This is a genomic window from Hydrogenophaga sp. SNF1 (assembly GCF_034421675.1).
GTDB lineage: Bacteria > Pseudomonadota > Gammaproteobacteria > Burkholderiales > Burkholderiaceae_C > Hydrogenophaga > Hydrogenophaga borbori.
The window spans coordinates 4,504,933-4,525,401 of record NZ_CP139793.1; the positions used below are offsets into that span (position 1 = coordinate 4,504,933).

At 70.3% G+C, this 20,469-nt stretch carries 22 protein-coding genes; 9 read left to right on the forward strand and 13 right to left on the reverse strand.

The features are described from left to right. Positions 1 to 56: 56 nt before the first annotated feature. A complete protein-coding gene (gene hpf, locus SOM08_RS21675; protein WP_070399823.1) occupies positions 57 to 386 on the reverse strand; it encodes a ribosome hibernation-promoting factor, HPF/YfiA family in 330 nt (109 codons plus the stop codon). Between the two features lie 147 nt (positions 387 to 533). Continuing rightward, complete coding sequence (locus SOM08_RS21680) at positions 534 to 1,766, reverse strand: MFS transporter (RefSeq protein ID WP_245981041.1); 1,233 nt, start codon at positions 1,764 to 1,766, stop codon at positions 534 to 536. Between the two features lie 299 nt (positions 1,767 to 2,065). Here SOM08_RS21680 and SOM08_RS21685 point away from each other — a divergent pair, with 299 nt between their 5' ends. Next, positions 2,066 to 3,316, forward strand: coding sequence for a patatin-like phospholipase family protein (locus SOM08_RS21685; RefSeq protein WP_322469731.1), 1,251 nt, complete (start codon positions 2,066 to 2,068; stop codon positions 3,314 to 3,316). A gap of 195 nt (positions 3,317 to 3,511) precedes the next feature. Continuing rightward, on the forward strand, positions 3,512 to 4,498 hold the full coding sequence (corA, locus tag SOM08_RS21690) for a magnesium/cobalt transporter CorA (protein WP_070399820.1): 987 nt from the start codon (positions 3,512 to 3,514) through the stop codon (positions 4,496 to 4,498). On the opposite strand, the gene SOM08_RS21695 is transcribed toward corA, so the two are convergent. The 6 genes from SOM08_RS21695 to SOM08_RS21720 are packed head-to-tail and all read right to left on the reverse strand — an operon-like array spanning position 4,490 to position 10,245. Beyond that, positions 4,490 to 5,242 carry a 5'-methylthioadenosine/adenosylhomocysteine nucleosidase gene (locus tag SOM08_RS21695; protein ID WP_116960026.1) on the reverse strand — a complete coding sequence of 251 codons (753 nt, stop codon included), beginning with the start codon at positions 5,240 to 5,242 and terminating at the stop codon, positions 4,490 to 4,492. The two genes, corA and SOM08_RS21695, sit on opposite strands and share 9 nt — an antisense overlap. A 14-nt stretch (positions 5,243 to 5,256) precedes the next feature. Continuing rightward, positions 5,257 to 6,942, reverse strand: a complete 1,686-nt coding sequence (locus SOM08_RS21700) for a long-chain-fatty-acid--CoA ligase (RefSeq protein ID WP_322469732.1) — start codon at positions 6,940 to 6,942, stop codon at positions 5,257 to 5,259. A 38-nt stretch (positions 6,943 to 6,980) separates the two neighbouring features. Next, entirely contained in the window at positions 6,981 to 8,402 is a 1,422-nt protein-coding gene (locus tag SOM08_RS21705) for an NAD(P)(+) transhydrogenase (Re/Si-specific) subunit beta (protein WP_322469733.1), read from the reverse strand. Continuing rightward, positions 8,399 to 8,719, reverse strand: a complete 321-nt coding sequence (locus SOM08_RS21710) for an NAD(P) transhydrogenase subunit alpha (protein WP_070399816.1) — start codon at positions 8,717 to 8,719, stop codon at positions 8,399 to 8,401. Before SOM08_RS21710 ends, SOM08_RS21705 begins: the two co-directional genes overlap by 4 nt. Positions 8,720 to 8,728: 9 nt before the next feature. Next, the gene (gene panD, locus SOM08_RS21715) at positions 8,729 to 9,103 is read right to left on the reverse strand and encodes an aspartate 1-decarboxylase (protein WP_116960029.1); all 375 of its coding nucleotides are present in this window, start codon (positions 9,101 to 9,103) and stop codon (positions 8,729 to 8,731) included. Then, positions 9,100 to 10,245: a Re/Si-specific NAD(P)(+) transhydrogenase subunit alpha gene (locus tag SOM08_RS21720; RefSeq protein ID WP_322469734.1), complete on the reverse strand. Its 1,146-nt coding sequence runs from the start codon at positions 10,243 to 10,245 to the stop codon at positions 9,100 to 9,102. Before SOM08_RS21720 ends, panD begins: the two co-directional genes overlap by 4 nt. A gap of 88 nt (positions 10,246 to 10,333) precedes the next feature. Here SOM08_RS21720 and SOM08_RS21725 point away from each other — a divergent pair, with 88 nt between their 5' ends. Further along, a complete protein-coding gene (locus SOM08_RS21725) occupies positions 10,334 to 10,807 on the forward strand; it encodes an NUDIX hydrolase (protein WP_116960031.1) in 474 nt (157 codons plus the stop codon). Here SOM08_RS21725 and SOM08_RS21730 read toward each other — a convergent pair. Both SOM08_RS21730 and mnmA read right to left on the reverse strand, forming a co-directional pair. Beyond that, the gene (locus SOM08_RS21730) at positions 10,694 to 12,712 is read right to left on the reverse strand and encodes a sensor histidine kinase (RefSeq protein WP_322469735.1); all 2,019 of its coding nucleotides are present in this window, start codon (positions 12,710 to 12,712) and stop codon (positions 10,694 to 10,696) included. The genes SOM08_RS21725 and SOM08_RS21730 overlap by 114 nt on opposite strands. Positions 12,713 to 12,890: 178 nt before the next feature. After that, the gene (gene mnmA, locus SOM08_RS21735; RefSeq protein WP_322469736.1) at positions 12,891 to 14,108 is read right to left on the reverse strand and encodes a tRNA 2-thiouridine(34) synthase MnmA; all 1,218 of its coding nucleotides are present in this window, start codon (positions 14,106 to 14,108) and stop codon (positions 12,891 to 12,893) included. A gap of 127 nt (positions 14,109 to 14,235) precedes the next feature. On the opposite strand from mnmA, the gene SOM08_RS21740 reads away from it, so the two are divergent. The 4 genes from SOM08_RS21740 (at position 14,236) to SOM08_RS21755 (ending at position 16,391) form a co-directional block, all read left to right on the forward strand. Next, positions 14,236 to 14,499 (forward strand): PepSY domain-containing protein, encoded by a 264-nt coding sequence (locus SOM08_RS21740; RefSeq protein ID WP_116960034.1) that lies wholly within the window; start codon positions 14,236 to 14,238, stop codon positions 14,497 to 14,499. Further along, positions 14,496 to 15,026, forward strand: coding sequence for a cytochrome b/b6 domain-containing protein (locus tag SOM08_RS21745; protein ID WP_322469737.1), 531 nt, complete (start codon positions 14,496 to 14,498; stop codon positions 15,024 to 15,026). Before SOM08_RS21740 ends, SOM08_RS21745 begins: the two co-directional genes overlap by 4 nt. A gap of 35 nt (positions 15,027 to 15,061) precedes the next feature. Beyond that, positions 15,062 to 15,472, forward strand: coding sequence for an alternative ribosome rescue aminoacyl-tRNA hydrolase ArfB (gene arfB / locus SOM08_RS21750; protein ID WP_322469738.1), 411 nt, complete (start codon positions 15,062 to 15,064; stop codon positions 15,470 to 15,472). Positions 15,473 to 15,647: 175 nt separating this feature from the next. Further along, positions 15,648 to 16,391: a hemerythrin domain-containing protein gene (locus tag SOM08_RS21755; RefSeq protein ID WP_116960037.1), complete on the forward strand. Its 744-nt coding sequence runs from the start codon at positions 15,648 to 15,650 to the stop codon at positions 16,389 to 16,391. 8 nt (positions 16,392 to 16,399) lie between these two features. On the opposite strand, the gene SOM08_RS21760 is transcribed toward SOM08_RS21755, so the two are convergent. Then, a complete protein-coding gene (locus SOM08_RS21760) occupies positions 16,400 to 17,770 on the reverse strand; it encodes a GAF domain-containing protein (protein ID WP_116960038.1) in 1,371 nt (456 codons plus the stop codon). A 10-nt stretch (positions 17,771 to 17,780) separates the two neighbouring features. After that, positions 17,781 to 18,272 carry a hypothetical protein gene (locus tag SOM08_RS21765; protein WP_322469739.1) on the reverse strand — a complete coding sequence of 164 codons (492 nt, stop codon included), beginning with the start codon at positions 18,270 to 18,272 and terminating at the stop codon, positions 17,781 to 17,783. A gap of 116 nt (positions 18,273 to 18,388) precedes the next feature. On the opposite strand from SOM08_RS21765, the gene SOM08_RS21770 reads away from it, so the two are divergent. Both SOM08_RS21770 and SOM08_RS21775 read left to right on the forward strand, forming a co-directional pair. Next, complete coding sequence (locus tag SOM08_RS21770) at positions 18,389 to 18,991, forward strand: TetR/AcrR family transcriptional regulator (RefSeq protein WP_070399805.1); 603 nt, start codon at positions 18,389 to 18,391, stop codon at positions 18,989 to 18,991. Positions 18,992 to 19,062: 71 nt separating this feature from the next. Further along, positions 19,063 to 19,950: an alpha/beta hydrolase gene (locus SOM08_RS21775; protein WP_322469740.1), complete on the forward strand. Its 888-nt coding sequence runs from the start codon at positions 19,063 to 19,065 to the stop codon at positions 19,948 to 19,950. 21 nt (positions 19,951 to 19,971) lie between these two features. On the opposite strand, the gene SOM08_RS21780 is transcribed toward SOM08_RS21775, so the two are convergent. After that, the gene (locus tag SOM08_RS21780; RefSeq protein ID WP_070399803.1) at positions 19,972 to 20,448 is read right to left on the reverse strand and encodes a MarR family winged helix-turn-helix transcriptional regulator; all 477 of its coding nucleotides are present in this window, start codon (positions 20,446 to 20,448) and stop codon (positions 19,972 to 19,974) included. Positions 20,449 to 20,469 lie beyond the last annotated feature (21 nt).

Below are 20,469 nucleotides of genomic sequence, written 5' to 3' on the forward strand. Positions count from 1 at the left end.
CTTGTTGCAGTGCAGCACGACCGGGAACCCGCTAACGGCGCGGGTTGTGACCGTTTTCACATCAGGCGTTTGACGGCTTCGTGGTTGTGTTCCTGGGTCTTGGTCTTGTAACGCAGCACCTGGCGGTCGAGCTTGTCGGCCAACTCATCGACGGCGGCGTACAGATCGGCATGGGCGCTCTCGGCGAACAGGTCCCGGCCTTTCACGTGGATGTTGCATTCCGCACGCTGCCGCAGGGCCTTTTCCTTGAGGTTGTCCACTTTCAACAGCACCCGGATGTCGACGACCTGGTCGAAGTGTCGGGAAATGCGTTCGAGCTTGCTGGTGACGTAGCCGCGCAGGGCGGGGGTGACCTCGAGGTCGTGACCGTTGATCGTCAGGTTCATGGATGAGCCTCCAATTGCTCCGGGTTGACACAGGCCGCCGGCGGCAGGGCCATCCGGCGACCACGGGATGGCTTGAGACCCACTATGCCGACGATGCCCTGAGCACGCAAGCCGAAACCGTCAGAAATCGTGACTTCCGGATCGCCTTCAGGACCGGCGGTCGGGCCCCTGCTGCGCGCCGTGCAGGCGAAGCCGCCGCGCCACCACCACGCTGGCGCAGCTGGCGACCACGCCGATGAGGCCCGCCACCCAGTAGTGCTCCACCCGACCGGCGGCGTCGCGCACGATGATCAGCCCGCCGACGAGCGAAGCCAGGCCCATGGCGGCCGACTGCACCGCGGCGTTGAGCGCCATGAAGGTGCCACGCAGGCGCGGCTCGGCGGCCGAGGTGATGATGGCCATGCCCGGGATCATGCGGCCCGACATGAGCACGAAGAAGCCGGTGGACACGAGCAGCGCGACCCACAGCGGCGCCGGCGGCAGCAGCGTGGTGGCCATGAGCGGCAGCGCCACGAGCAGGGCCAGGCGGGTGAAGGTGGGCACCTTGCCGTGCCGGTCGGTCATGCGGCCGAACCAGCGCGCCGTCAGCAGGGTGACCGCGCCGCCCACCAGGTACAGCAATGGGATGTCGGCGTCGCCCAAACCCACGTTGGCCTGCATGTAGATGGTGATGAAGGGGATCACCGTGAAGCCGGTGAACATCATGAGCGCCGACATCGCAAAGGCGCGCCAGTGGTTGCGCTCGGCCAGCGCCGAGGCCAGGCCGCGCCAGACCGTGGGCGGGCCGGCCCGCAGGTGGCCGCGCAGCGGCGGCAGGGTCAGGCTGGCGGCGGCCAGGCACACGGCGCACAGCAGCGCGATGGCGATGAAGGTGGCGTGCCAGCCCGCCCAGCCGGCCAGCCACAGGCCCAGCGGCACCCCGGCCACCGTGGAAAACGAGAAGGCGGACATGACGATGCCCATGGCGCGACCGCGCCGCTCGAAAGGCACCACGTCGGCCACGATGGTCTGCGCCAGCGCCGACAGCACGCCGCCGAACACGCCGGCGGCGATGCGCGCGCCCATGAGAAAACCGTAGCCCGGGGCCAGGCCGCAGGCCAGCGTGGCCAGGGCGAACAGGCCATAAAGACCCAGCAGCAGCGTGCGGCGGTCGAAGCGGTCGACGTAGGTGGCCGCGAGCAGGCCCGAGGCACCGGCCGACAGCGTGTAGGCCGACACCAGCAGGCCGAACTGCGCGTCGCTGATGCCGAAGAGCCGCGTGAACTGCGGCCCCAGGGGCATCACGATCATGAAGTCCAGGATGTGGGTGAACTGGATGCCGGCCACGGTGAGCAGCAGCCAGCGTTCGCGCGTGGGACTGAGGGGCGAGGGATCGGTCACGGGCAGCGGTCGAGGCAGGGTGGCCGAGTGTCGCCGATGCCGTGTCGCGGCGCCCATGCGCCCCTGTGCTCCCGCCCATGGACAACGCCCTGGCGGCGCATCGCGCGCGATCAAGGAGGCCCTGCCCACCCAGCCGCCGGCCGAATCGCCGTGATAGCGTAGCGGGCCGAACGACTTCGACAGGAGCCCCGCATGCCCCCCACCCATGGCCCCCTCGCCGCGCCGGTCGCGCGCCGCGCCCGCCTGGCCCTGCAGGCCCCCTCCTCCCGGTCACGCTGAGCACGACCCGCGGGCCCGGCATGTCGCTCGACACCGTCCTCAGCCACAGCATTCCCTTGCGCCACCCCGGCGGGCCCAGGGCCGACGGCTGCGCCCTCGTGCTCATGGGCGGCGGCGCGCGCACCGCCTACCAGGCCGGCGTGCTCAAGGCCGTGGCCGCCATGCTGCCCGAGGGCGGCGCGGCCTTTCCCTTCCGCTGGCTGTTCGGCACCTCGGCCGGCGCCCTCAACGCCAGCTTCCTGGCCTGCCGCGCGGGCGATGGTGCCGCCGCGCTGCCCGCGCTCGGCGAGTTCTGGCTGAAGCTGCGCTCCGACCAGGTCTACCGCCTGGACGCACCCAACTGGGTGCGCGCCAGCCGCGTGCTCGCGGGCTGGACGCTGGCGCGCCAGGTCAAGCGCCACCGCGCCCTGCTCGACACCCTGCCCCTGGTGAACACCCTGCACCGCCACATCGACCTGCAAGGGCTGGAGACGGCGCTGGAGCGCGGCGCGATCGACGTGCTCGGCGTGACCGCGTCGAGCTACTCCACCGGCGAGCACTGGACCTTCTGCCAGACCCGCGCCGACAGCACCGTGCCGGCCTGGCACCGGCCCGGGCGACGCGCCGAGTTCCAGCCCATCACCATCGAACACCTGATGGCCTCCAGCGCCATTCCCTTCCTGTTTCCGGCCGTGCCCCTGTGGGTGAGCGGCCACCGCGAGCACTTCGGCGACGGCTCCATGCGCCAGCTCTCGCCCCTGTCGCCCGCCATCCAGTTCGGCGCGCGCCGCATCCTGGTCGTGGGCGTGGGCCAGCCGCAGCGCGCGGGCCTGGCCGGGCGGCACGACACCGCCGAACTCACGGCGGGCACCATCGCCGGCCACGCCATGGCCAGCGTCTTCCACGACACCCTTCAGGCCGACGTGGAGCAGACCATGCGCGTGAGCCAGACCCTGGCGCGCCTGCCGCCGGAGGTCTCGACCCTTCTGCCCTACCACCCGGTGGAGGTGATGGCCATCCAGCCCAGCGTGTCGCTCGACGAACTCGCGCTCAAGCACGTGAACGAACTGCCCGTGACCACGCGCCACACGCTCATCGGCCTGGGCGCGCTGGACACGCGGCGCGGCGCCAACGCCAGCGCCGCCGCCCTCGCCAGCTACCTGCTGTTCGAGCCCGGCTTCGTGCACGCGCTCATGGCCCTGGGCGAGCACGACGCCTGGCGCCGCCCGGACGAGCTGAAGGCCTTCCTGGCGCCCGCTGGCAGCCCCGCCGCACCAGGCCCGGTGCGATAATCGCGGCCGTTTTTGCACACGGAGCCCTTGATGGACAGCACACCCCCCAGTCGTGTGCTTTCAGCCCTCCCCGCGACCGTCTGAGCAGCGCCCTGACGCTGCGGCCTGGACGGGCGGCTGGCTGAAAGCGCCACCGAACCCGCCGGCCGGATTCCCGGCCACCGCCAGACCGCCACCGACACGCAGGAGCGCGCCATGCTCAATGTCTTCACCCTGGCCAACGGCCGCCTCTTCCAGGAAGAGATCGAGTCCCTGGAAGAGCTCGCCAAGTTCAAGCCCATCTGGGTCGACCTGGAAGACCCCACCCCCGAAGAACGCCGCTGGGTCAAGCAGCATTTCGGCCTGTCCATCCCGGAAGACGCGATGGACGAGGACATCGAGGAGTCGGCGCGCTTCTTCGAGGAGGACAACGGCGAGCTGCACGTGCGCAGCGACTTCCTCATCGACGACGACGAAGACCCGCGCGCGGTGCGCGTGGCCTTCATCCTCAACGAGCACAACGACTCGCTCAAGAGCCGCGGCGTGCTGTTCTCCATCCACGACGAAGACGTGCCCGTGTTCCGCCTGCTGCGCATGCGCGCGCGGCGCATGCCCGGCCTGATCGACGACGCCAAGGACGTGCTGCTGATGCTGTTCGACGCCGACGCCGAGTACTGCGCCGACACGCTGGAGGACATCTACGACGACCTGGAAACGGTGAGCGCCAAGGTGCTCTCCAGCGAGGCCAGCGACTCGGCCCTGGGCGAGGCACTGTCGGCCATCGCGCGCCACGAGGACATGTCGGGCCGCATCCGCCGCAACGTCATGGACACGCGCCGCGCGGTGAGCTTCATGATGCGCAGCCGCCTGCTGAGCGCCGAGCAGTTCGAGGACGCGCGCCAGATCCTGCGCGACCTCGACTCGCTCGACGGCCACACCGCGTTCCTGTTCGACAAGATCAACTTCCTGATGGACGCCACGGTCGGTTTCATCAACATCAACCAGAACAAGATCATCAAGATCTTCTCGGTGGCCAGCGTGTCCCTGCTGCCACCGACGCTGGTGGCCAGCAGCTACGGCATGAACTTCCAGTTCATGCCCGAACTGACCTGGCGCTTCGGTTACCCGCTGGCGATCGGGTTGATGGTGCTGTCGGCCGTGGTGCCGATGCTTTACTTCAGGAAAAGGGGTTGGCTACGCTGACTCGCCGAGCAGGCGCTCGACGATGGCCGCGCTGTAGCGGCTCGCCACCTGCGTGAGGAAGCGCGGGAAGTCCACGTGGGCTGCGTCGTCGGCGCGGTCGGAGATGGTGCGCACCACCGCCAGCGGCACGCCGAAATCCGCGCACACCTGGGCCACGGCCGCGCTCTCCATGTCCACGGCCAGCGCGTCCGGCAGTTCGCGCTGCAGGGCCTCGCTCTCGGCGGTGCGCGAAACGAAGCGGTCGCCCGTCAGGAGCAGGCCCCGGTGCACGCGCGAGTCGCCCAGGCCGAAGGCCTCGACCGCCGCGGCGCCCAGGGCAGCCGGGGCCTCGCGCAGCGTGGCCTCGCAGGCGCGCGCCAGTCGATCGCTCAGGGCCCCGTCGGAAGCGAAGCGCGAGCGCCCGTAGCCCGGCACCTCATGGCGCGGAAAGACCGGCGACGCGTCCATGTCGTGCTGCAGCAGCTCGGCCGCCACCACCACGTCGCCCACCTTCACGCCCGCGCCCAGGCCACCGGCCACGCCCGTCATCACGACCGCGCTGGCGCCGAAGCGCGCGATCAGCAGCGCGGTGGTGGTGGCCGCCGCGGCCTTGCCGATGCCCGAGAGCACCGCCACCACCTCCTGCCCATGCAGGTGGCCGCGCCAGAAACCGCGCCCGGCGAACGCGGTGCGCTGCTCGTCGGGCAGTAGCGCGAGCACGGCCTCGAGCTCCTGCGGCAGGGCGCTGACCAGCGCAAGCGTCATGCCGGCTCAGACCTTCACTTGTCGCGCAGCTCGCGGCGCAGGATCTTGCCCACCGGCGTCTTGGGCAGATCGGTGCGGAACTCGATCACGCGCGGCTGCTTGTAGCCCGTGAGGTTGGCGCGGCAGAACTCGCGCACCTGCTCTTCGGTGAGCGACGGGTCCTTCTTCACGATCACCAGCTTCACGGCTTCGCCGGTCTTGTCGTCCGGCACGCCCACCACGGCGCACTCCAGCACGCCGGGCAGCTGCGCGACCACGTCCTCGACCTCGTTCGGGTAGACGTTGAAACCGCTGACCAGCACCATGTCCTTCTTGCGGTCCACGATCTTGAAGTAGCCGCGCTCGTCCATGATCCCGATGTCGCCACTCTTGAAGAAGCCGTCGGGCGTCATGACCTTGGCGGTCTCATCCGGGCGCTGCCAGTAGCCCGCCATCACCTGCGGGCCGTGGATCGCAATCTCGCCGGGTTGGCCCACGGGCACCTCGTGGCCCTCGTCGTCCAGGCACTTCAGGCGCGTATTGGGCAGGGGCACGCCGATGGTGCCGGTGTACTCGGTGCTGGTGGTGGGGTTGCAGGTGGCCGAGGGGCTGGTTTCGGACAGGCCGTAGCCCTCGCAGATCGGGCAGCCGGTTTTCTCGAGCCAGCGCTTGGCCACCGCGCCCTGCACCGCCATGCCGCCGCCCACCGAAACCTTCAGGTGGCTCCAGTCCACGGTGTTGAAGTCGGGGTGATTGGCCAGGCCGTTGAACAGCGTGTTCACCGCGGGAAAGCTGTGGAAGCGGTGCTTGCTCAACTCCTTGAGCACCGCCGGCAGGTCGCGCGGGTTGGGGATGAGGATGGTTTTGCCGCCCACCCGCAGGCTCAGCATCATGTTCACGGTGAACGCGAAGATGTGGTACAGCGGCAGCGCGCACACGCTGGTGGGCTGCTCGCCGGCCGGGACCTTCTTCATCACCGGGTCGTTCCAGGCCTCGGACTGCAGCACGTTGGCGATGATGTTGCGGTGCAGGAGCACCGCGCCTTTGCTCACGCCCGTGGTGCCGCCGGTGTACTGCAGCACGGCCATGTCGTCGGCCTTGATCTCGGGCTTCTTGAACGCGCCGCGCGCGCCGCGCGCGAGGGCGTCGTTGAAGCGCACGGCCTGCGGCAGGTTGAAGGCCGGCACCATCTTCTTGACCTTGCGCACCACGTAGTTCACCAGGCCACCCTTGAGCAAGCCCAGCATGTCGCCCATGGCCGCAAGCACCACGTGCTTCACCGGCGTGGCCGCGATGCACTGTTCCAGCGTGCGGGCGAAGTTCTCGATGATGACGATGGCCTTGGCGCCCGAGTCCTTGAGCTGGTGCTCCAGTTCGCGCGCGGTGTACAGCGGGTTCACGTTCACCACCACCAGGCCCGCGCGCAGGATGCCCGCGACGACCACCGGGTACTGCGGTACGTTGGGCATCATGATCGCCACGCGGTCGCCCTTCACGAGGCCCAGGCCCTGCAGGTAGGCCGCCACGGACTGAGAGGCCGCGTCGGTCTGCGCGAAGCTCACGTCCTTGCCCATGAAGCTGTAGGCGGTCCGATCGCCGAAGCGCCGGAAGCTCTCCTCCATCAGGTGCACCAGCGAGGGGTACTGGTTCACGTCGATGTCGGCGGGCACCCCTTCGGGGTAAGCGGCGAGCCAAGGACGGTCGGCGGTGGCGGTCGGCATGCAGGTCTCCTCTCGTTGTGCGCCCGATGGGCGAGGTCTCACTCCACGGCTTTGGTGATGTCCTCGACGACTTTCTTGGCGTCGCCGAAGACCATCATGGTCTTGTCCATGTAGAACAGTTCGTTGTCCAGGCCCGCATAGCCCGCGGCCATGGAGCGCTTGTTCACGATCACGGTCTTGGCCTTGTAGGCCTCCAGGATGGGCATGCCGTAGATGGGGCTGCCCTTTTGCAGCGCCAGCGGGTTGACCACGTCGTTGGCGCCCAGCACGATGGCCACGTCCGCCTGCCCGAACTCGCCGTTGATGTCCTCCATCTCGAACACCTGGTCGTAGGGCACTTCGGCCTCGGCCAGCAGCACGTTCATGTGGCCCGGCATGCGCCCGGCCACGGGGTGGATGGCGTACTTCACCGTGATGCCCTTGTGCGTGAGCTTCTCGGCCAGCTCCTTCACCGCGTGCTGCGCGCGCGCCACCGCCAGGCCGTAGCCCGGCACGATGACCACGGTTTCGGCGTTGCCCAGGATGAAGGCCACGTCGTCGGCGCTGCCGCTCTTGGCGGTGCGCTGCACGCCGCCGCTGGCCACCGCGCCGGCCTCGCCGCCGAAGCCACCCAGGATGACGCTGATGAACGAGCGGTTCATGGCCTTGCACATGATGTAGCTCAGGATCGCGCCCGAGCTGCCCACCAGCGAGCCGGCGATGATCAGCATGCTGTTGTTCAGGCTGAAGCCGATGCCCGCCGCCGCCCAGCCCGAGTAGCTGTTGAGCATGGACACCACCACCGGCATGTCGGCGCCGCCGATGGGGATGATGATGAGCACGCCCAGGATGAAGCCCAGGGCGATCACCAGCACGATGTCCATCCAGCTCTGCGAGTGCCAGAAGCCGAAGATGAAGAAGGCCGTGGCCAGGCCCAGCAGCAGGTTGAGCTTGTGCTGCCCGGCGAAGGTGACCGGCGCGCCCTGGAACAGGCGGAACTTGTACTTGCCCGAGAGCTTGCCGAAGGCGATGACCGAGCCGCTGAAGGTGACCGCGCCGATGAAGGCGCCCAGGGCCAGCTCGATGCGGTTGCCGCCCGGGATGGGCTGGGCGTGCGCGGCGATGCCGAAGGCCCAGGGCTCGGCCACCACGGCCACCGCGATGCACACCGCCGCCAGGCCGATCATGCTGTGCATGAAGGCCACCAGCTCGGGCATCTTGGTCATCTCGACCTTCTTGGCCATATAGGCGCCGACGCCGCCGCCGACCACCAGGCCGCCGAGCACGTAGACCATGCCCTGGGCCTTGCCGCCCGAGAGTTCGACGATGAGCGCGGCGGTGGTGAGCACGGCGATGGCCATGCCCGTCATGCCGAAGACGTTGCCCCGGATGGAGGTGGTGGGGTGCGACAGACCCTTCAGGGCCTGGATGAAGCAGACCGAAGCGATCAGGTACAGCAGGACGACCAGGTTCATGCTCATGCTTTGTCTCCCGCGGCCGGGGCCTTCTTCTCTTTCTTCTTGAACATCTCCAGCATGCGGCGCGTGACCAGGAAGCCGCCGAAGACGTTGACCGCCGCCAGCGCCACGGCCAGCACGCCCATGGTCTTGCCCAGCGGGGTTTCGGTGAGCGCGGCGGCCAGCATGGCGCCCACGATCACGATGGCCGAGATGGCGTTGGTCACGGCCATGAGCGGCGTGTGCAGCGCGGGCGTCACCGTCCACACCACGTGGTAGCCCACGTAGATGGCCAGCACGAAGATGATGAGGTTGATGAGGGTGGGAGAGACGGCGTCCATGGGCGGCTCCTAGGTTTTCTTGATCTCGGTGATGCGGTTGCCTTCACCCAGCAGCACCACGCGCGGCTTCCAGCCCGGCACCGCGCTGTCGGCCACCGGCGAGTAGGTGCAGATGATCAGCAGGTCGCCCACATGGGCCTTGCGCGCGGCCGCGCCGTTGAGCGAGATGGCGCCCGAGCCGCGCGCGGCCTTGATGATGTAGGTGGAGAAACGCTCGCCGTTGTTGACGTTGTAGAGCTCGATCTTCTCGAACTCACGCATGTCGGCGGCGTCCAGCAGGTCTTCGTCGATGCCGCAGGAACCTTCGTAGTGCAGGTCGGCTTCGGTCACGGTGGCGCGGTGCAGCTTGGCCCGCAGCATCACGCGGCTGGCGGCATCGCTCATTTGCGCTTGACCTCGCCGGCTTGGGTCATCAGACAGGCGACCACGATGTCGTCGTCCATCGGCACCTGCACGGCGCTGGCGTCCTTGGGCAGCACGAGCTTCAGGAAGTCGAGCACGTTGCGCGCGTACAGCGCGGAGGCGTCGGCCGCCACCAGCGCGGGCAGGTTGGTCTCGCCGATGATCGTCACGCCGTGCTTGACGACCGTCCTGTCGGCTTCGGTGAGCGGGCAGTTGCCGCCGACGCTTCCATCGGCATTGGCGGGCCCCTTGCCCGCCGCGATGTCCACGATCACCGAGCCAGGCTTCATGCTCTTGACCATCTCTTCGGTGATCAGCGTGGGCGCCGCGCGGCCGGGAATGAGCGCGGTGGAGATCACCACGTCGGCCATCGCCACGCGCTTGGCCACCTCGGCGGCCTGGCGCTGCAGCCAGCTCGGCGGCATGGGCTTGGCGTAGCCGCCCACGCCCTCGGCCGCTTCCTTCTCCTCCGGCGTTTCGTAGGGCACGTCGATGAACTTGCCCCCCAGGGACTCGATCTGCTCCTTCACGCTGGGGCGCACGTCGCTGGCCTCGATGACCGCGCCCAGGCGCTTGGCCGTGGCGATCGCCTGCAGGCCCGCCACGCCCACGCCCAGGATGACCACGCGCGCGGCCTTCACGGTGCCGGCGGCCGTCATGAGCATGGGGAAAAAGCGCGGGTAGGCGTTGGCCGCGAGCATCACGGCCTTGTAGCCGGCGATGTTGGCCTGCGAGGACAGCACGTCCATGCTCTGCGCGCGCGTGGTGCGTGGCGCGGCCTCCAGCGCGAAGCCGGTGAGCCCGGCGGCGGCCAGGGCCCGCAGGCCTTCGGCGTCGAAGGGGTTGAGCATGCCCACCAGGGTGGCGCCGGCTTTCATCAGCGGCAGCTCGCTGGCCTGCGGGCTGCGCACCTTGAGCACGAGGTCGGCGCCCAAGGCGCCGGCGGCGTCGGTGATCTGCGCGCCCGCCGCTTCGTACGCGGCGTCGGTGGCGCTGGCGTGCAAGCCGGCGCCGGCCTGCACTCGCACCACATGGCCTTGGGCCACCAGTTTCTTTGCCGTCTCCGGCGTCACGGCCACACGGGTCTCGCCCGCCAGGGTTTCGGCGGGTACGCCAATGAGCATGGGTGTCTCCTCGCGCTCGGTTCAGAAATCAACGGGCGAGCTTAACTGAAAGCCCGTCCCCAACGGCCCCCGCCCATAATCGCCGCCCATGACTTCCCGTTGGGCACCGAGCGTCACCGTGGCCTGCCTCGCCGAGCGCGACGGCCGCTACCTGCTGGTCGAAGAGCACACCCCCGAAGGCCTGCGCCTGAACAACCCGGCGGGCCACCTGGAGCCGGGCGAAAGCCTGGTGCAGGCCGCGGCGCGCGAGGCGCTGGAGGAGACCGCGCACCCTTTCACGCCCGAGGCGCTGGTGGGCGTGTACCTGGCCCGCTTCGAGCGGGCCGGCGAGCCCATCACCTACCTGCGTTTCGCGTTCTGCGGCGCCGTGGGCGAGGCCGTGGCCGGCCGCGCGCTCGACCGCGGCATCGTGCGCACCTGCTGGCTCACGCCGGACGAGGTGCGCGCGTCAGCCGCGCGGCACCGCAGCCCCCTGGTGCTGCGCTGCATCGAGGACCACCTGGCCGGTCGCCGGCTGCCACTGGACGGACTGCACACCCACCCCAGCGTGTTCGGCGGCTGACGGCGCCAGCGGCAGCCAGAGGGAAAAGCAGCTGCCGCGCCCGGGGCGCGAGCGCACCGACAGCTCCAGCCCCAGCAGCAGTGCGGTCTGCTTGACGATGACCAGGCCCAGGCCGACCCCGCTGTCGGTTTCGGTGCCGGGCTCGCCCCGGAAGTGCCGTTGGAACACCTGCGCCTCGGGCTCCGGCGGCAGCCCACCGCCGGTGTCCCACACCTGCAGCAAGGCGCCCCGGCGCCGCACGCGGCACGACACCAGCACGCCACCCGCCTCGGTGTAGGCCACGGCGTTGCTCACCAGGTTGAAGACCATGCGCTGCAGCAGCGGCGCGTCGGTGCTGACCAAGGCCAGGCAGGGCGTGACCGACCAGCGCAGCCCCTTGGCCCGGGCCCGCGGCCCGAAGGTGCCGTCCACCTGCTCCAGCAGGGGCTCCAGCGAAAAGGTCGCGGACTGCGGCCGCAGCGAACCGGTCTCCAGCCGGGCCACGGTCATCACCGCGTCGAGCAGGCGATCGGCCGTCTCCAGCCCGGCCTTCATCTGCTGCAGCATGGGCCCCGGGTGGCGCAGGGGGCGCTGGCGCTCCAGCGATTCGGCCGCGAGCGTGATGGCGTAGAGCGGCTGGCGCATGTCGTGGCTCACGGCGGCGAGGAAGCGCGACTTTTCATCGGTGGCGCGGCGCGCCATGTCGCGCTCGAGCTCCGTGCGCAGGCGGTCGGCCTGCGCGCGCTCGGCGGCCTGGCGCTCGACGCGGAAGCGGTCCGCCAGCGCGAAGGACAGCAGCACCATCTCGAGCGCGGCGCCCATGGGCAGCGCGTTGACGACCAGGGGATGGCCCGGCAGCCAGCCCAGGCGGTAGAACACGTAGAGCAGCGCGCTCACCCACAGGCAGGCCCAGGCCACGGTGAAGGGCAGCGCGGCCGGGCGGCGCTCGCGCAGCCCGTCGTACGCCATGGCCACCAGCATCAGCGTGGTCACGGCGACCGCCCAGGGCACCAGGCGCTGGCCGGGCGACAGCGGCGGCAGCAGGTTGAGGAGGAAGACCACAACCCAGCCCCAGGTGAGCCGGCGCGCGGCGCGGTCCAGCCGCGGCGCGTGCGCGGCGGTCTGCAGGAAACGGCGCGCGAAGGGCAGCAAGAGGCCGCCGCCCAGCGCCAGCGACAGGTTGACCGCGTAGTGCTGCAGCAGCGCCCCGCCGGGCCACAGGTACTGGGCCAGGAAGCCCTGGTTGCCGAACTGCCAGACCCCCAACGCGCTGACCAGGCCCACGTAGTAGAGGTAGGCGCGGTCGCGGATGCTGAAGTACAGCATGGCGTTGTAGAGGATCAGGCCGGCGAGCAGGCCGAAGAAAACACCGTGCAGGCCATAGACCCACTGGTCCTGACGGGCCAGCGCCTCGCGCGGCCACAGCTTGACCGGCAACTGGGCCATGCCGTCGGTGCGCACGCGCATGTAGACCGGGGTGTCGGCGCCGGGCGCCAGGGTGAGCGGGATCACCGGCAGGCGGTGTGAGTGGGCGCGCCGCCCGGGCGGCAGGCTGTCGCCGCTGAGGCCCAGGCGCACGGCCTGGCCCGGTGGGCCGGACCAGAGTTCGACCAGGTCCAGATTGGCGTTGTCCACCACCCACATCCAATGGGCGGGCGCGTCGGCGCTGGCGTGCAGCACCACGCGAAACCACAGATCGAAGGAGCCCTGGCCCAGGTTGCCCGCTTGCCAGGCCGGCGGCAGGGGCTTGAAGTCGGCGCTGGCCGCGTCGGCGGCGTCGGGGCGCCAGGGGTGCGTGCGGTTGTCGAGGAACTGCAGTGCGGGCGTGAGGGCGACGGCGTTGTCCGGGGCGCCCAGCGCCACCCGCTCAGGCGGTGGCGAGGCGGCGCAGGGCAGCAGCATGAGCCACAGCCAGACCCAGGCCATGCCCCGCCGCCATCCCTGACCGACTGGCGCCCCACCGTGCATCGTCACCCCGCGACACGCGCGGCCCGCGGGGGGCGGGCCGACCGAGCAGGGACCAGTATTCGGGCCGCGCGCGGCCGCCTCAATACTGCGACGGCACTAGTTCCGGGGGGAGTATGCGCGCCGGGCGGATGGGGCTTCAGGCCGCCAGTGCCGCGGCCGGGCCGTAGGCCTCGTCGCCCGAGGCCGCCTCGGTGAGGATCACGCCACCACCCAGGCAGACTTCGCCGTCATACAGCACCGCGCTCTGGCCGGGTGTGACCGCCCACTGCGGCTGTTCGAAGCGCAACACGAAACCGGTCCCGCCCAGGGGCTCCATGGCGCAGGGCGCGTCGGCCTGGCGGTAGCGCGTCTTGGCGGCCATGGCCCCGGCCGGCGGCGGCTCGCCGGCCACCCAGCTCGCGTCGTGCGCGCGCAGGCGCGGCGTCAGCAGCCAGGGGTGGTCGTGCCCCTGCACGGCCCACAAGGTATTGCGCGCGATGTCCTTGCGCGCAACGAACCAGGGCTCGTGCTCGCTGCCCCCCTTTTGCGCGCCCTTGGCCCGCACGCCGCCGATGCCCAGGCCCTGGCGCTGGCCCAGGGTGTAGAAGCTCAGGCCCACGTGCTCGCCGATGGTGCGGCCGCGCTCGTCCTTGATGGGGCCGGGCGCGCTGGCGATGTAGCGGTTGAGGAACTCGCGGAAGGGCCGCTCGCCGATGAAGCAGATGCCGGTGCTGTCCTTCTTCCTGGCGTTGGGCAGACCGATCTCGGCCGCGAGGCGGCGCACCTCGGTCTTGGGCAGCTCGCCCACGGGGAACATGGTCCTGGCGAGCTGGGCCTGGGTGAGGCGGTGCAGGAAGTAGCTCTGGTCCTTCAGCGGGTCCAGGCCCTTGAGCAGTTGGTGCCGCACACCGGCGCCATCGCGCGCGTTGGCGCGCGAGGTGCCGTCCGACCCCAGGGGCTCGCCCGTGTCGGCGGCCACGCGGCGGACACGGGCGTAATGCCCGGTGGCGATCTTCTCGGCGCCCAGGCGCATGGCGTGGTCCAGGAAGGCCTTGAACTTGATCTCGGCGTTGCAGAGGATGTCGGGATTGGGCGTGCGCCCGGCCTGGTACTCGCGCAGGAACTCGGCGAACACTCGGTCCTTGTACTCGGCGGCGAAGTTGACGTGCTCGATGTCGATGCCGATCACGTCGGCCACGCTGGCGGCGTCCAGCCAGTCCTGGCGGCTGGAGCAGTACTCGCTGTCGTCGTCGTCCTCCCAGTTCTTCATGAAGATGCCGACGACCTCGTGGCCCTGCTGCTTGAGCAGGTACGCGCTCACCGCGGAGTCCACGCCCCCGCTCAAACCCACCACCACCCGATGCTTCGCTGCCATGGGGCGGGATTATCCCAGCGGCCCGGCAACCCTGGCGCGCGCGGGGCCGCGCCGCTTAAGGCGCATTTCAGCCGGCCCGGCTGCAATGGCGGCGCCCGCATGTGCGGGCGTCACTCTCAGCACCTCCATGAAAGCTCTCGCCATCGCCACCACCACCCTGGCCCTGTTCGCCGCCGGCAACGCCCTCGCTGGCCCCACCTGCGCGCCCAGCAAAGAGGGCTGGAAGCCCGAGGCCGATTTCAAGAAGGACCTGCAGGCCCAGGGCTACCAGATCAAGACCTTCAAGGTCACCAAGGGCAACTGCTACGAAATCTACGGCCACGACAAGGCCGGCAAGAAGGTCGAGATCTACTTCGACCCGGTGTCGGGCAAACCGGTCAAGTCCCAATGAGCACGCCGCCGAGCGCCGAGCGGGTCTGGGACCCGTTCGTGCGCGTCTTCCACTGGTCCCTGGTGAGCACCGTGGTGCTGAACCAATGGGTGCTGGAAGAAGGCGAAGGGCCCCACCGCTGGCTGGGCTATGCGGCCGCGGTCCTGGTGCTGCTGCGCGTGGTCTGGGGCTTCATCGGCCCGCGCTACGCGCGCTTCAGCGACTTCTGGCCCACGCCCACGCGCCTGCGCCACCACCTGCGCGCCTGGTTCCGGGGCGATGAAATGCACGTTCCCGGTCACAACCCCCTGGGCGCGCTGATGATGCTGGCGCTCATGCTGCTGGTGCTGCTGCTGGCCCTCACGGGCTGGCTGCAGGGCACCGACCGCTTCTGGGGCAACGAGGCCCTGCGCGACGCGCATGAAAGCCTGGCCGACGGCCTGATCGGGCTGGCCGGCCTGCACGCCGCGGCGGCCCTCGTGATGGGCCGCCTGGAACGCACCCGCCTGATCAAGGCCATGGTCACCGGCGTCAAAGAGCGCTACTGAGCCGGTCGCGGCGGCCCAGGGCCTAGACTGCCGCCATGCCCGAGCGCCCGACCATCGCCCCCGACGAGGTGGCCTTCACCGCCATCCGCGCCCAGGGCGCGGGCGGCCAGAACGTCAACAAGGTCAGCAACGCCGTGCACCTGCGCTTCGTGGTGCGCGCCTCCTCGCTGCCCGAGGCGGTGAAGGCGCGCCTGCTGGCGCTCAGCGATACCCGCCTGACGCAGGACGGTGTGATCGTTATCAAGGCCCAGGGCAGCCGCAGCCTGGAGCAGAACAAGGCCGAGGCCCTGGCGCGGCTGCAGGCCATGGTGGACGCGGTGGCCGTGCCCCCCAAGGCGCGCCGCGCCACGCGGCCCACGCGCGCCTCGCGCGAACGGCGCCTGGAAGGCAAGGCGCAGCGATCGGCCATCAAGCAGGCGCGCGGCCGCCCGCGCGGGCTGGACTGAGCGTTTCGCCCCCCGCCTGGGGGAGGCTTAAGGTCCTTTTAGGAAGCGCTTAAGCGCTATTTAGCGGCGCGACCGGGGGGCTTTCACGAGACTGGCGGGCATGGACGAGCGGCGCATGGGGCGCCGCCGCCACCGCCGAGCGCCGGGCGTCACCGGTGCCCAAGGACCTCCCACCATGCATTCCCATTCGATCGAAATCGCGGCCATCGCCGCCGCCGCCCGCGCGGGCGAAGGCCGCTTCAACCTGTATGCCGGCATCCACAAGGCGCTGCGCGCCATGATGGCCGACACCCTGCTCGCCCTCGGCCGCGCCGACCCCACCGACGAGGCCGAGGTGCACGACGCCGGTGACCGCACCATCGAACTGATGGAGATGTTCGAGCGCCACCTGGAGCACGAGAACCGGTTCATCCACCCCGCGCTGCGGGCGCGCTGCCCCGGCGTGTGCGATGCCGTCGCCGAGGAGCACGAAGACCACCTGCGCCACACCGCCCAGCTGCGCGGGGCCGCGCGCGCCCTGGCCGCCGTGCCGGCCGACGAACGCGCCGGCGCGATGCACGCGCTGTACCTGGCGCTGGCCCTGTTCGTGGCCGACAACCTGCGGCACATGCACGCCGAGGAAACGGTGCACAACGGCGCGCTCTGGGCCACCTACAACGATTTCGAGCTGCTGGCCCTGCACGACGAGCTGGTGGCCAGCATCCCGCCGCAGGAGATGATGACCGTCGCGCGCTGGATGCTGCCCGCGTCGAACGCCATGGAGCGCTGCCTGATGGTGAACGACATGCAGGCCAAGGCGCCCGCGCCGGCGGTGGCCGCCGTGCTGGACCTGGCGCGCGCCCACCTGGGCCCACGCGACTGGGCCAAGCTGGCGCGTGGCATGAACCTGCCGCCGGTGCCCGGGCTGGTGAGCGCCTGAACCGCGCGCTAGGGGCTCTCGGTCAGCTCCACCGGCGCCAAGGCATCGAAGCGGAAACTGCCGCGCCCGGTCTTCTGCAGCCGCAGCGCCGGGCACTGCTCGCCCAGGCGGCGGTGCAGCAGCAGCAGGCGCGCCTCCAGGTTGTCGCTCACGTCGGGCAAGCCCAGCGTGGTGTCCAGCCGCAGCTCGCGGTTGGTGAACTCGCTGCGGCCGCCGCGGTGGTCGTTCAGCAGCTTCCACAGGATGGCGCCGGCCACGCCTTTGATGAGGTAGGCGTTGTTGACGAAGATGCTGTCGTCGCGCCGGTAGCGGCGCACGCGCAGCAAGGGGGCCGCGCTGGCGGCGACGGCCGCGCTGGCGGCCGCGACGCCGTCGTCGCCGCAAGGCTCCTCGGACTCGTGCATCAGGTCGATGCCGGCCGCCAATTGGCCGGCGAGCGCGACCAGCAAGTCCTCGTCGTCGTGGTTCAGGTGCATCTCGTGCTCGCTTTCCACGAACAGCACCCCCAGGACCCGGCCGGCGGACAGCAGCGGCACCGCGAGCTGGCTGCCCGGCCGGGCCAGGCCGGGGTAAGGAATCTCGGCGCCCGCTTCGCGCCGGCCCAGGCTGACGGCCAGGGCCTGGTTGTAGCGCGCGGCGCTCGTCATGTGATTGATGCGCACCGGCGTGCCTTCGCGCGCGGCCACGCCAATGACACCGTGGCCCACCGCGATTTCCGAGCCCACGCCCGAGGTCGGGTACCCCCGGCTGCCCACGGTGTAGAGCCGCCCCGAGGCGGTGTCGGCGATCAGCACCATGGCTTGCGACAGGCCCAGTTCCTGCTGCAGTCCATCCAGCGCGGCGTCCAGCAGTGCGTCGAGCGTGCGCGCACGCGCCAAACGCCCGCTGAGGCGACGCAGCACCGCCAGGGGCTCGGGGCGCTGGCGCGGTGCGGGCAAGGGCGGCGCCTTGCCCACCGGCACGCGCTCGATGGCCAGCACCTGGTGGATGTCGGCGCCGCGCAGGCGAAACACGTCCTCCAGGCGCTCGTGCGAGGCGATGCCCGCCAACTGCGCCTTCATGCGCTCGAACACCGGCCCCTCGTCTTCCGTGCGCAGGTACTTCAGGTGCAGGCGGTAGAAGTGGAAGTTCAGGGGGTTGGTCACCAGCACCGTGGAGCGCGGATGCGCCAGCAGGTTCTGCCGGGTGCGATTGAAGAACTGGAAGGACAGCGCCACATGGTGCTCGTCCACATGGTGCACCTGGGAGAGGTAAGCCACGTTGGGCGTGCCATCGGCCGCCACGGTGGCCATCACGGCAGGGATCGCGCCTTCCAGACAGGGCCTGAGTTCGGCCATGGTGGCGAGCTGCTCGGGACCGATGGCGGCGGTGGCGTTCATGAAGAAGGGTTCAAGCGGCCATCAGTGGGCTGCCCGCACGGGAGCCGGGTGTCTGGTCATAGGCTTCGTCGGGCTCGAACTCGACGGCCACCAGATCGTCCGGCGCATGCGCCAGCAAGGCCTGCACATAGAGCGGCGCGAAACCGAGCACCGAGAGCTCCTGCTCCAGCGACTGCCGGTAGCGCTCAAGGTAGGGCTGGTCGTCGGCCCGCGGCTCGCGCAACCGGACGCGCCGGCTCTTGAACTGAACCGTCAGGTGGGTGCTGGGCTGGCTGAACACCGCCGCGAGCCGCCCGCTGGCCGCGATATTGGCCAACAGCTGGCGCGACTGGGCGCGCCCCAGATAGGCGGTGATGCGCCGTCCTCCGTCGTCCATGCGGCTGCCCACGGCCCGCATCACGCTGGGCGTCAGCTCGAGGTCGCAGCTGCTGAGCATGAGCGACACCCCCTTGACCAGCATGGTCAGGAACTCGGGCTTGAGCGGGGGCAGGGAGGGGTTCATGGGGCCAGCGGCGCGGGACGCGCGGATCATAGCCAGCGACCTTTCATCGACCAAGCCAGGCCACAGCCAGCGGGGGGTGTTCCGAATTTCGCACGGACGTGCTAAATTTCGCCGCCATGGACGCCCGCACCCAGAAAAGCGAACTGACGCGCGCCGCCATCGTCGGCGCCGCGCTCGACCTCGCCTCGGCCGAGGGCCTGGAGGCCATCACCCTGCAGGCGGTGGCCGACCGCATCGGCCTGTCCAAGAGCGGCGTGTTCTCGCGCGTGGGTTCGCGCGAGGCGCTGCAAAAGGCCGTCATCGAGGAATTCGGCCGCCGTTTTCTGGCCGACGTTTTCGTGCCGGCCATGCAATCACCCAAGGGCCTGCCGCGCCTGGGCGAGATCGTGCGGCGCTGGCTGATCCGCCTGCGCGACGTGGAGGCGCACACGGGCTGCCTCTATACCTCCGGCGCCTTCGAACTCGACGACCGCGAGGGCGAGTTGCGCGAGCTGCTGCTGGGCGAGGTGACGCGCTGGCGCGCCGCCTTGCGTCGCACCGTGCTGCAGGCCATCGAGGCCGGCCACCTGAAGGCCGACACCGACCCGGAGCAGCTGGTTGGAGAGATCTGCAGCCTGGCGATCGGGCTGGTCCACGACGTGCGCTTCCTGCGCGATCCCCGTGCCGCCGAGCGCGCCCAGGCCACCTGGGCGCGGCTGCTCAAGACCTACGAAAGCTGAGAAGCGGTGCCTTGCCGCTACTTTTTGTTTGACTACATTTCGCACACCCGTGCGATTTCAGGAGATCGACGATGAACAGCACCTCGTTGCAAACCGCCTCGGCCTACTACCAGGCCAACCGCGGCACGCGCTGGTTGCGCTGGGCGCTCACCGTGTCCGAGCGCGTGTGGCCGGCGCTCGCCGTGCGCGGCGCCTACCGCGTGTTCGGCACCCCCCTGCCGTCCAAGTGGCTGCACCGGCGCCAGCCGGACCTGGCGCGCTGGCGGATCGCGCGCCTGCCTTTCGAGGACGCCAGCCTCACGCTCTACCAGCCGCCTGCCGGCCCGCACGGTCCCGTGGTGGTCCTGCTGCACGGCTGGGGCGGCTACGCCGCGCAGATGCTGCCGCTGGCGCAGGCCTTGAGCGCGCAGGGCCTGCGGCCCCTGCTGGTGGACCTGCCGGCGCATGGGCGCAGCGAAGGCAGCACCAGCAACCTGCCGCAGTTCGCGCGCGCCATCGACTACCTCGTCGCGCGCCAGCAGCAGCAGGGCCATGAGGTGCGCGCGGTGGTGGCGCATTCGCTGGCGGCCAACGCGCTGACCTATGCGGCGGCGCGCGGCCTGGCCGTGCCGCGCCTGGCGCTGCTGGCGCCGCCGGCCTCGCCCCATGCCTACACGCGGCTGTTCGCTTCCGTGTTCGGCCTGAGCGAAGACACCCGCGCGCGCCTGCAGCAGCGCGTGGAAGCGCGCGAGGGCATCCTGATGCGCCAGTTCGAGCCCGCCGCCGTGGGACCGCGCGTGGCCCAGCCCACACTGATCGTCCACGACCGCGAAGACCGCATCAACCGCTTCGCCGACGCCGAGGCCTTCCGCGATGCGATCCCCGGCGCCCAACTGATGGAGACCCGCGGCCTGGGCCACACACGCCTGCTGCGCGACGAGGCCGTGGTGCAGGCGGTGGTGGCGCACCTGCAGGGCTGAGCGCGCGGCGGCGCGCCCCCTTCACTTCGCCGCTTCGCTCGGCGCGCGGCTCAGCGCGTTGTTCTCATCCACCACGATGCGCATGAGGCGCATGAACTCGGCGCGCTGACGCTCGGTCAGCGGCGCCAGGATCTGCTGCTGCGCCTGCAGCATGGCCGGCACCGCCTCGGCCAGCAGCTTCTCGCCCGCGGCCGTGAGCCAGAGCTGGCGCGCGCGCCGGTCGGTGGGCGCGGTGCGCCGCTCCAGCGCGCCGCGCTGCTCCAGCCGGTCGACCACCCCCCCGGTGGTGGACGCGTCCAACGCGATGGTGCGCGCCAGGGTGCGTTGGTCGATGCCCGGCTGATTGGCCACGGTTTGCAGCGCCGCGTACTGCACCGGCGTGACGCCCAACTCGGACAGTTCCTGCAGGAAGATGCCCACCGAGATCTGGTGCAGCCGCCGGATGTAGTGGCCCGGCTGGTCGTCGATGCTGACGTTGGACGGCTCGGAACGTTTCATGAAGGGCGGCGGGACAGGACG

What these genes read in the sequence shown, in the direction of transcription:
- hpf (WP_070399823.1), bottom strand. Translation starts at nt 386, where the DNA reads ATGAACCTGACGATCAACGGTCACGACCTCGAGGTCACCCCCGCCCTG.
- SOM08_RS21685 (WP_322469731.1), top strand. Translation starts at nt 2,066, where the DNA reads ATGTCGCTCGACACCGTCCTCAGCCACAGCATTCCCTTGCGCCACCCC.
- corA (WP_070399820.1), top strand. Translation starts at nt 3,512, where the DNA reads ATGCTCAATGTCTTCACCCTGGCCAACGGCCGCCTCTTCCAGGAAGAG.
- SOM08_RS21695 (WP_116960026.1), bottom strand. Translation starts at nt 5,242, where the DNA reads ATGACGCTTGCGCTGGTCAGCGCCCTGCCGCAGGAGCTCGAGGCCGTG.
- SOM08_RS21700 (WP_322469732.1), bottom strand. Translation starts at nt 6,942, where the DNA reads ATGCCGACCGCCACCGCCGACCGTCCTTGGCTCGCCGCTTACCCCGAA.
- SOM08_RS21705 (WP_322469733.1), bottom strand. Translation starts at nt 8,402, where the DNA reads ATGAGCATGAACCTGGTCGTCCTGCTGTACCTGATCGCTTCGGTCTGC.
- SOM08_RS21710 (WP_070399816.1), bottom strand. Translation starts at nt 8,719, where the DNA reads ATGGACGCCGTCTCTCCCACCCTCATCAACCTCATCATCTTCGTGCTG.
- panD (WP_116960029.1), bottom strand. Translation starts at nt 9,103, where the DNA reads ATGAGCGATGCCGCCAGCCGCGTGATGCTGCGGGCCAAGCTGCACCGC.
- SOM08_RS21720 (WP_322469734.1), bottom strand. Translation starts at nt 10,245, where the DNA reads ATGCTCATTGGCGTACCCGCCGAAACCCTGGCGGGCGAGACCCGTGTG.
- SOM08_RS21725 (WP_116960031.1), top strand. Translation starts at nt 10,334, where the DNA reads ATGACTTCCCGTTGGGCACCGAGCGTCACCGTGGCCTGCCTCGCCGAG.
- SOM08_RS21730 (WP_322469735.1), bottom strand. Translation starts at nt 12,712, where the DNA reads ATGGCCTGGGTCTGGCTGTGGCTCATGCTGCTGCCCTGCGCCGCCTCG.
- mnmA (WP_322469736.1), bottom strand. Translation starts at nt 14,108, where the DNA reads ATGGCAGCGAAGCATCGGGTGGTGGTGGGTTTGAGCGGGGGCGTGGAC.
- SOM08_RS21740 (WP_116960034.1), top strand. Translation starts at nt 14,236, where the DNA reads ATGAAAGCTCTCGCCATCGCCACCACCACCCTGGCCCTGTTCGCCGCC.
- SOM08_RS21745 (WP_322469737.1), top strand. Translation starts at nt 14,496, where the DNA reads ATGAGCACGCCGCCGAGCGCCGAGCGGGTCTGGGACCCGTTCGTGCGC.
- arfB (WP_322469738.1), top strand. Translation starts at nt 15,062, where the DNA reads ATGCCCGAGCGCCCGACCATCGCCCCCGACGAGGTGGCCTTCACCGCC.
- SOM08_RS21755 (WP_116960037.1), top strand. Translation starts at nt 15,648, where the DNA reads ATGCATTCCCATTCGATCGAAATCGCGGCCATCGCCGCCGCCGCCCGC.
- SOM08_RS21760 (WP_116960038.1), bottom strand. Translation starts at nt 17,770, where the DNA reads ATGAACGCCACCGCCGCCATCGGTCCCGAGCAGCTCGCCACCATGGCC.
- SOM08_RS21765 (WP_322469739.1), bottom strand. Translation starts at nt 18,272, where the DNA reads ATGAACCCCTCCCTGCCCCCGCTCAAGCCCGAGTTCCTGACCATGCTG.
- SOM08_RS21770 (WP_070399805.1), top strand. Translation starts at nt 18,389, where the DNA reads ATGGACGCCCGCACCCAGAAAAGCGAACTGACGCGCGCCGCCATCGTC.
- SOM08_RS21775 (WP_322469740.1), top strand. Translation starts at nt 19,063, where the DNA reads ATGAACAGCACCTCGTTGCAAACCGCCTCGGCCTACTACCAGGCCAAC.
- SOM08_RS21780 (WP_070399803.1), bottom strand. Translation starts at nt 20,448, where the DNA reads ATGAAACGTTCCGAGCCGTCCAACGTCAGCATCGACGACCAGCCGGGC.